Here is an 8334-nt window from a genome sequence, read left to right on the forward strand (position 1 = left end):
GGGCCGGGCCGGTCGTGCGGGGCGTACCGGCCGGCCGGGGGAGGGACGGCCCGGGCGGAGCGCCCGGGTGGCCCGGCGCAGGCCCGCCCGGGCCCTGTTGACGGCGCTTCCGGCCGCCCTGCGGGCGCCCCGGCCCGCCCTGGCCAGGCCCTTGAGGATCTTCCGGGCGATCCCCCTGAGCCTGGCGCCGACCGCCTTGCCCGCGCCCTTGAGCTTCCCGAGCAGGAAGTTGGAGATGAAGTCCAGCAGCGCCACCACGCCCGCCGCGACCGCGTCGGCGAACAGGCACGCGGCCGACCCGGACCTGACCGCCTTGAGGAAGGCCACGAACTTCCCGATCGCGGCGACGATCCTGCTGACGGTGTTCCACGCCGCCACCAGGCCCTGGATGACGGCCAGCACCGCGCCCGCGGCCGGCACGATCAGCGACACCAGCTTCTCGACGACGATCGAGACGATCATCCCGGGCAGCGCGGCGACGATCGCCTGCCAGGCCATCCGGCCGATCTGCGCCATCGTGATGCAGCCCTTGACCAGGACGTCGACGAGCGTCGAGGTCAGGCCGACGACCGACTCCACCTTCTGGTCGAACCACTGCTTCACCGCGCGCTTGATCGCACCCCACAGGTGCAGCCGCACGCCGTCGACCGCCGCCGTGCCCAGCTTCTTCAGCCACCCGCCCGGATCGGCGGCGACGTCGCCGATCAGGACGGCGAACTCGCCGAAGACCGCGATCGCCTTCCGGACGAAGTCGATCGCGTCCAGCACGGCCCGGCGGACCGCCTCCACCGCGGCCTTCAGCCCCGCCTCCAGCGCGTCCAGCAGGGCGTTCAGCCCGGCCGCCAGCGCGTCCAGCAGCTTGTTGACGGCGTTCCTGAGCCCGTCCGCCCACGCGTCGACCTTGGCGACGGCCCGGTCGCGCCACTCCTCGATCCTCCTGCGGAACCGGTCCCGCAGTTCGGGGAAGGCCGCCAGCAGGACGTCGCAGATCCTGATCAGCGCGTCCGCCAGCCCGTTGATCAGGTCGACGGCGAACTTCCGCGCCTGGTCGATCGCCCAGTTCGCGAAGGTGCGGAAGCCGTCGATGATGGCGTTGACCAGGCCGCGGAAGTAGTCGAAGACCTTGGTGACCGCCTCGACCAGCGCGTCGAAGGCCGCCTTCACCTTGGACTTGACCCAGCCCCACCAGCCCTCGGACTCCTCCTTCTTGCGGTCCTTCTCCCGCTGCGCCTTCTCCTCGGCCTCCCTGCGCCTGTCCTGGATCGTCCGGTTGTCCTGCTCCCGGCGGGCCTCGACGTCCCGGTCGGCCTCGGCGCGCCGGCCGTCGATCCGGCCGGTCCTGTCCCGGTGCTCGGCGCCGGCCTCCTGGTCCGCGGCGGAGATCCGCCGGTCCTGCTCGCCGCGCCACTGCTCGCGTTCGGCCCGGACCTTCGCCGCGGCGTCGCTCCGCTCACCGGCCTGGGCCTCGGCGTTGTCGGCCACCGCCCGGTCCACCTCGGCCTCGTTCCGGCGGCGCGCCTCGGCCTCGCCCTGCCGCTGCGCGGCCTGTTCGGAGTCCAGCCGGCCCCGGCCCCGGCCGACGGCGGCCCGGATCTGCGGGCCGCGCTCCTGCTGGGTCACGAGGCCGACGCCGGGACCAGCTTCGACGGCGCGGCCGGGACCGGCGGCGCGCGTGCGGCCGTCGCCCGGGACGGCGGCGGTCAGCGTCTCCTCCGGCACGTCCGGGTCGATCCGGTCCTCGCCCATCGGCTTGGCGGCGTCCTCCCGGCCGACGCCGAGGATCCTGGCCGAGCTGTCCCTGAGCTTCGCCGCCTGCGCGTCGGCGCGCGCCGGATCGCTCTCGCCGGTCAGCTCCACCCGGGGCGCCGGACCGACCGTGGTGTTCAGCGCCGGGTCCGTCGAGGGCACGCCGTCGACCGCGCCCTGCAGCCGCTGCACCTCCTGCGGCGAGACCTGGGTGCTCGCGTCGTCCGCGACGTGCGGCGCGGTGACCCGCTCACCGGGGTTGCGGCCCTCGACCTGCTGGGGTCCGGCCTCCTGCCGCGCGCCCTCCGCGCCCGTCGGACCGACCCGCTCCAGCCGCTCCGTCACCGCCCCGGCGGGCGGCGCGGCCTCGGGCGGGCCGGACCGGGTGCGCGGGGCCCCGGACGGGCGCCGCAGGGACGGCGGGGCCTCCCGCAACCGGGCGTGCTGCTCGGTGACCGTGCGGTCCACCGAGCCGTCCACGCCGTCCAGCGCGGCGGCCATCCGGTCGGGCGGCAGGCTCGCGGCGGTGGCGAGGGCGCCCGGCGGGTCCTGGGCGGAGACGTCGGGCGCGGCCGGCTGCTCCTGCGGCGCGGCCGGGGCCCCGCCCGCGCCCCCGGCCGCGCAGACGCCGCCGTCGGCACCGGCACCGTCCGGCTCCGCCTCGGTGGTGGGCTGCGGCGGGCCCGCGCAGGCTCCGCCGCCGGATTCCAGGGAAGCGTCCGGGGCGGGCCGGGCGGTGGGCTCGGCCGGTGCGTCGGCCCCTTCGGCCGCCGGGCCGGGGGCGGGGGACTGCTCGGGAGCACCGTCCTGGGCGTCGCCGCCGACCGGCTCGCGGGTGACGGCGGGGGAGGCGGGCGCGGTGGTGCGCTCCGGGGCGCTCGGCTCGGGCGGGGGCGCGGGTTCGGCGGGCGCCTCCGGCTGCTGCGCGGCGGGCGCCTCCGGCTGTGGTGGTGGCCCGGACTCCGGGGTGGTGGGTTCGGCGGCGGCCCGGGTCTCCGGTTCGACCGGCTGCTGCGGCTGGGCGGCGGGGCCGGCCCGGTCCTCGTCCTCCCGGACGTCCTGGGCGTCCCGGGTCTCCTCGGTCTCCTCGGTCTCCTCGGTTTCCCGGCTCCCGTCGGCGGCCGGTGGCGGCGCGGCCGCGGGCTCGGCCGGTTCGGGTGCCGGCGCCGGGTCCTCCTCGGTCTCCGGCCGGCTCGCCCGCTCGTCCTGGACCTGCTCGGCCCTGGTGGCGGGCGGCTCGGGGAACGCCGGTGCTTCGGCCGCCGTGGCCGGCAGGCCGTCCGCCGAGGGCCGGATCCGGTCGAGGGTCGGGACGGCGGACACCTCGGGGTCCGTCGCGGGGAGGAAGTCCCCGGGCCTCAACTCCGGGCCGGTGTCGGTCGGCTGCGGTGGCTGCCCGCGGTCCGCGTCGGGGGCCTCGGGCACCTCGGCGTCCGCGCCGGGCTCCAGGCCCAACGGCCGCTCCTCGTCCCGGACGTCGTCCTTCGGGCGGTCGTCCTCCAGCTCCCCGTGCCGGGCGAGCGGGCTGTCCGGGGCCTGCGCGACCGCGTCCAGCCGCTCGGGCCTGACCGGCGCGGGCTGCGCCGGCGGTCCGGCGGCGGGCTCGCGCGGCGTCGCCCCGGCCGGGGGACGGGCGGCGGCGTCCGGCTGCCCGGCCTCGGGCTCCCCGGCCTCGGGCGCGCCGGTGCCGGGGGCGAGTGCCTCCGGCCCGGGGCCCGGTGTCGCGGCCCCGGGTGCGGCGGCCCCGGGGGCCGCGCCGGGTGCCTCCGGCGCGCTCGTCGGCTGCTCCGCCGGTTCCGCATCCGGGGGAGTCTGCTGCGCGTCCTGCTGCTCCTCCGGCTGCCCGGTCTCCTGGTCCGGTGGCGGGGTCTGCTCGTGCTCGTCGCCGGTCTGTTCGGTCTGTTCGGTCTGGCCCGTCTGACCGGTCTGACCGGTCGGCGACGGCGGCTGCTCGGTCTGTTCGGCCGGTCCGGCCGGTCCGGTGCCCTCGGTGACCGGCGCGGGCGTCTGCGCGCCGTCGACGTCGGCCGGGCGGTGCTCGGCGGCCTCGACCAGCTCCAGCACCCGGGTGTAGTCCGGGGACGGCAGCCGGTCCGCCAGCCGCGCGAGCACCGAGGCCTGCAACTCCGGCGCGAATCGTGCGAGTTGCAGCCGGACCCGGCCGGAGGAGTCGGTCGGGTCCCCCCGCAGCGAGCGCAGGATGCCGGCCGCCAGCCGGTCGACCAGCGTGGCCGGATCGAGCCGCTCGGTGCGGAACCGGTCGGCGTCGACGGTCGCGTACCGGAGCCAGCCGGGGGTGGCGCCCGGCGTCGCGGTGGCCGGACGGTCGGCGCGCGCGCCGTGCTCCGCCTCCCGTTCGACCGCGTCCTGCGGCAGGCTGACCGCGCCCAGGTCCCGGCCGGCCCGCAGCGCGCCGAGCGGATCCGGGGCCTGGACGGTGTGCAGCAGCTCATGGGTGAGCAGCCGCCGGCCGTCCTCGGCGGACGGCCGGTACTTGCCCTCGCCGAAGAAGAGGTCCGGGCCGACGGCGACGGCGTCCGCGCCGATCAGCTCGGTCAGCGCGGCGGAGTCCCGGTCGGTGTGCACCCGGACCCGGCCGAGGTCGTGCCCCAGCCGTGCCTCCAGCTCCCGGCGCAGGCCCGGGTCGAGCGGCTGACCGGCGCCGGAGACGATCTCCTTCGGTTCGGGGGCCTTGGCCCTCGGTGCCCTGGTCCGGCGCCGGTCCGCGCCCTGCTCGGAATCCTTCGCGGCCGCAGTGGTGGCGGCGATCCGGGTCATGCCCGCCCCCCTTCCGGCGGCCGGCCCCCGCCGGACAGCCCGGTGTGCACGGCGCGGGCGAGCGCCTCGCCGAGCCGCCGGGGGGAGGCGCCGGCCGGCAGCGGCGGCAGCCCGGCGACGAGGTCCAGCTCCCGGTCACCGCCGGCCGCGAGCGGCACCCCGCGCGCCTCCAGCAGGCGGGTCAGTTCGCTGCGGAACGCCGCCGTCAGCCGGTCGTGGTCGATCCGCGCGAAACCGTCGAGGACCAGCTCGCCGATCTCGACCTCGACCCGTCCGGCCGATGCCCCGGCCGGTCCCCCCGTCGACCCCCCGATCAGATCCATCCGCCGACCTCCGAGGGCGTCAGCGAGCGTTCCAGCTTCAGGTACTCGGTGTGCGCGGCGGCCAGCAGGTGCCGCATCTGCAGGGGGCAGTCCTCGTCGGCGGCCCGGAAGGCGGCGGCCAGCGCGATGTTGCGGATGGAACCGCCGGTCACGGTGAGCTGGGCGAGCCGCTCCGGGTCGAGGCCCCGGCTGGGGGTCTGCGCGGGGATGACCCGCCGCCAGATCTCGGCGCGCTCCGGCACCCCGGGGAACGGGAAGTCGACCACGAACCTGATCCGCCGCAGGAACGCCGGGTCCAGCGCCTTCTTCATGTTGGTGGTGAGCACGGCCAGGCCCCGGTAGGCCTCCATCCGCATCAGCAGGTAACTGACCTCCAGGTTGGCGTAGCGGTCGTGGCTGTCCCTGATCTCGCTGCGCTTGCCGAACAGCGCGTCGGCCTCGTCGAAGAGCAGCAGGGCGCCGCCGCGTTCGGCCGCGTCGAAGACCCTCCGGAGGTTCTTCTCCGTCTCGCCGATGTACTTGCTGACGACCTGGGAGAGGTCGATGACGAACAGGTCGACGCCGAGCTGCCCGGCGACCACCTCGGCCGCCAGGGTCTTCCCGGTGCCCGACCCGCCGGCGAACAGCGCGGTGACGCCGAGGCCGCGGCGCAGCACCGCCTCGAAGCCCCACTCCTGGTGGACGGTGCCGCGCCGGCGGACGTGGGCGACGATCTCGCGCAGCGTCGAGCGCTGGCGCTCCTCCAGCACGAGGTCCTCCCAGCCGGCGCGCGGTTCGACCCGCCGCCCCAGCTCCTCCAGGGACATCCGGGCCTCCGCCAGCCCGGCGTGCCAGGCGAGCGGGCTGATGTCCCGGCCGTCCTCGGCGGCCCGCCGGGCGGTTGCCGCGGCCGCCCGGATCACATGGCCGGGCAGCGAGAACTGTGCGGCCAGGGCGCGGAGTTCGCCGTCGGTGAGGCCCGGGGCGCCGTCCAGTGCGGCGGCCCAGACCGCGAGCTGCTCCTCGGGGCCGAGCGGGGGCACGGTCAGCCGGGCGCGGTCCGAGACCTCCGCGGGCGCGGGCTCGTCGCCGGACACGACCAGCGGCACGGCGAGGCTCCCGAGGAAGGACTCCACGGCGTTCGGGGACGGCGGACGTTCCCGGTCCGGCTCGCCGCCCTCCACCAGCAGGGCCGCCGGGATCAGGATCGCCTCCCGCTGCCAGAGCCGGGCGAGCCGCTCGCGTTCGGCGGGCGCGCCGGGCAGGTCCTCGCGGTGCACGGCGTAGAGGCCGAGCCCGGCGCGGTGGGCGGCCTCCGCCGCGATCTCCCGGCGGGTGCGGCGGTCGGCGCCGGTCAGTTCGGCGTGCGGGGGGCCGGCCGGTCCGGCCGAGGTCCAGGCCCGGGCCAGCTCGGCCGCGCACCGCTCGTGCGGGCCGGGCAGCTCGCCGGGCGGACCGATCCGGGTGAGCAGGCCGTGCAGCCGCACGTCCAGGTAGGGCACGCCGACCAGGAAGTGCAGCACCCGCTCGTCGATCCGCAGCCGGGAGGTGGTGAGCGCGGTCTCGTCGTCCGGTTCGACCAGCCGGAACCGGCGCAGCGGACCCACGGGGGTCAGCGCGCTCCAGTGCGGCCGGTCCAGGGCGGCGAGGGCGAGCGAGAAGGTGGGGTGGGCGCGCCCGGGGTCGCCGCTCGCCGCGGCGCACCGGGCGGCGGTGGTGGGGTCGACGGCGGGGGCGGCGGCCAGCACCAGGACGTCGCGCTCGAACGGGGTGAGCCCGAAGTCCGTGGTGAGGGCGTCCAGGGCCGTGCCGGGCGGTGCGGGCTCGCCGGGCGGCGGGCGGTCGGTGCGGCCCGCCGCGTGCGCGTCGATCCGTTCGAGCACGGCGGCGACCGCGGCCGACAGCGCCCGCCGGTGCGGCTCCTCCGGGTCCTGCCCGTGGCTCGTGCTCATCGCTCCCCCCTCCCCGGTCAGTGCGTCAGATCCACGAGCGGGCCGCTGAACGACCCGTCGGCGGCCACCGTCAACGCGCTGGGCACGCCGTCCACCTGGACCCGGGCCAGATACGCCGTCGGGCGTACACCGACGACCGGCACCCGGACCTCGTACGGGTCGGGGCGCGGCCGCGACGGCGCGGGGGCACGGAACTGGTGGCTCGCCCCCGGCCGCCCGGCGGGCGGGCGCGACTCGTCCAGCAGCAGCAGGACGCGCTGGTCGTCCCGCAGCGGAAGGTCCAGCCGGACGCTCAGCCGGGCCGACACCCCGTTCGGTCCGACGCGCCGGTCCGTGATGACGATCGGTGCGAGGATCCGCGGCTGGCGGGCGAAGCTCTGCGCGTTGGACTCCATGGCGAGGTGGTCGGTGGCGGGCCGGCCGTCCAGCGCGAGTCCGTGCAGCACCTGCACCTGGTGCACGCCGGGCGGCAGGTCCTCCGGTACGGCGACCACCAGCCGGTCGTCCCGGACGCCGTCCGGTCCGACCGGGACCCGCCATTCGCCGAGCCGGGCCACGACCAGGTCCGCGCGCAGGCCGGAGCCGTCCAGCACCAGTTCGCGGTCCTTGGTCACCGGCCCCTCCTCGGGGGCGCCCCGGGACCCGGCCGGCCGGGAGCGCACCCGCTCGACGACCGGCGCCCGGGACGGCACGGCCCGCACGGTGCGGCGCAGCACGGGCCGCCCGGCCACCGGGTCGGCCCGGCCCTCGACGAGGACGGCGGTGGCCTGGTAGACGACGGACAGCGCGTACGGGGTCTGGAACAGCGTGGTCCACAGCTTGGACAGCTCGTCGACGTCCATCGGCGTGGGCGTGAGGCGCACCCGCTGCGGGGCGGCGGCCAGGTCGCTGCCCGCCAGGTACGGCCGGGCGGCCGCCTCCTCGATCAACTGGCGCGGCAGCACCGGCTGTTCGGTCAGCGCCCGGACCACGCAGCCGAGCAGCCGCTGGCCGACCAGCTGGGACTCCTCGCCGTAGCAGCTGATCAGGTAATGCAGGTCGAGGGCGGCGGCCGGGCGGGTCAGCAGGGTGCCGTCGGCCGCGCGGGTGGGCGCGTCGAGGTTGCGCAGCGAGGCGTTGGGCGTGACCTGGTAGAGGAAGACGGTGACGGTCGGGTCGGCGGGCGGTTCGGTCGGCGGTTTGCGGGTGCCGACCTCGACGGCGAACGGGATGTCGGGGGAGAGCGCGCGGGTGAGGAGCAGCCGCAGCGCCTCGCTCACGGTGGCGATCGCGAGGTGGTTGCTCATGGCCGCACCCGCCCGGTCATGAGGGCTCCCGGGAGAGGTAGGCGTCCAGGCCGACGGCCGGGGCCGGCCGGGTGGCCGCCGGTCCGCGCGGTGCGGCCGGGGCGCGCTCGGCGGCCCTGACCTCCACCCGGCCGATCTGGACCCGCACCACCCGTTCGGCCGGCCGGGGTTGGTGCCGGGCACCGGTTCCGGCTCCGGTCGGGTGGCGCGGGGCGGCCGTCGCGGTGGTCCGCCGACCGGGCGCCGGTGCGACGGCGGGCCGTGCGGGTG

The 8334-nt window shown here is 77.6% G+C and carries 4 protein-coding genes and 1 pseudogene; all 5 read right to left on the minus strand.

The window, feature by feature from the left end:
- A partial coding sequence (locus tag ACFXAM_RS36110) for a DUF4157 domain-containing protein (RefSeq protein WP_380297851.1) occupies positions 1–4524 on the minus strand: 4524 nt, incomplete at its 3' end.
- Positions 4521–4847 carry a hypothetical protein gene (locus tag ACFXAM_RS36115; RefSeq protein WP_380297853.1) on the minus strand — a complete coding sequence of 109 codons (327 nt, stop codon included), beginning with the start codon at positions 4845–4847 and terminating at the stop codon, positions 4521–4523. The genes ACFXAM_RS36115 and ACFXAM_RS36110, both read right to left, overlap by 4 nt.
- Positions 4838–6778, minus strand: a complete 1941-nt coding sequence (locus ACFXAM_RS36120; protein ID WP_380297855.1) for an ATP-binding protein — start codon at positions 6776–6778, stop codon at positions 4838–4840. Before ACFXAM_RS36120 ends, ACFXAM_RS36115 begins: the two co-directional genes overlap by 10 nt.
- A 17-nt stretch (positions 6779–6795) precedes the next feature.
- On the minus strand, positions 6796–8064 hold the full coding sequence (locus tag ACFXAM_RS36125; protein WP_380297857.1) for a Pvc16 family protein: 1269 nt from the start codon (positions 8062–8064) through the stop codon (positions 6796–6798).
- Between the two features lie 16 nt (positions 8065–8080).
- Positions 8081–8334 (minus strand): annotated as a pseudogene (locus tag ACFXAM_RS36130) (hypothetical protein); the annotation flags it as partial.

Origin of the sequence: Kitasatospora sp. NPDC059462 (genome assembly GCF_042749955.1) — a bacterium.
In the GTDB taxonomy this organism is placed as follows: domain Bacteria; phylum Actinomycetota; class Actinomycetes; order Streptomycetales; family Streptomycetaceae; genus Kitasatospora.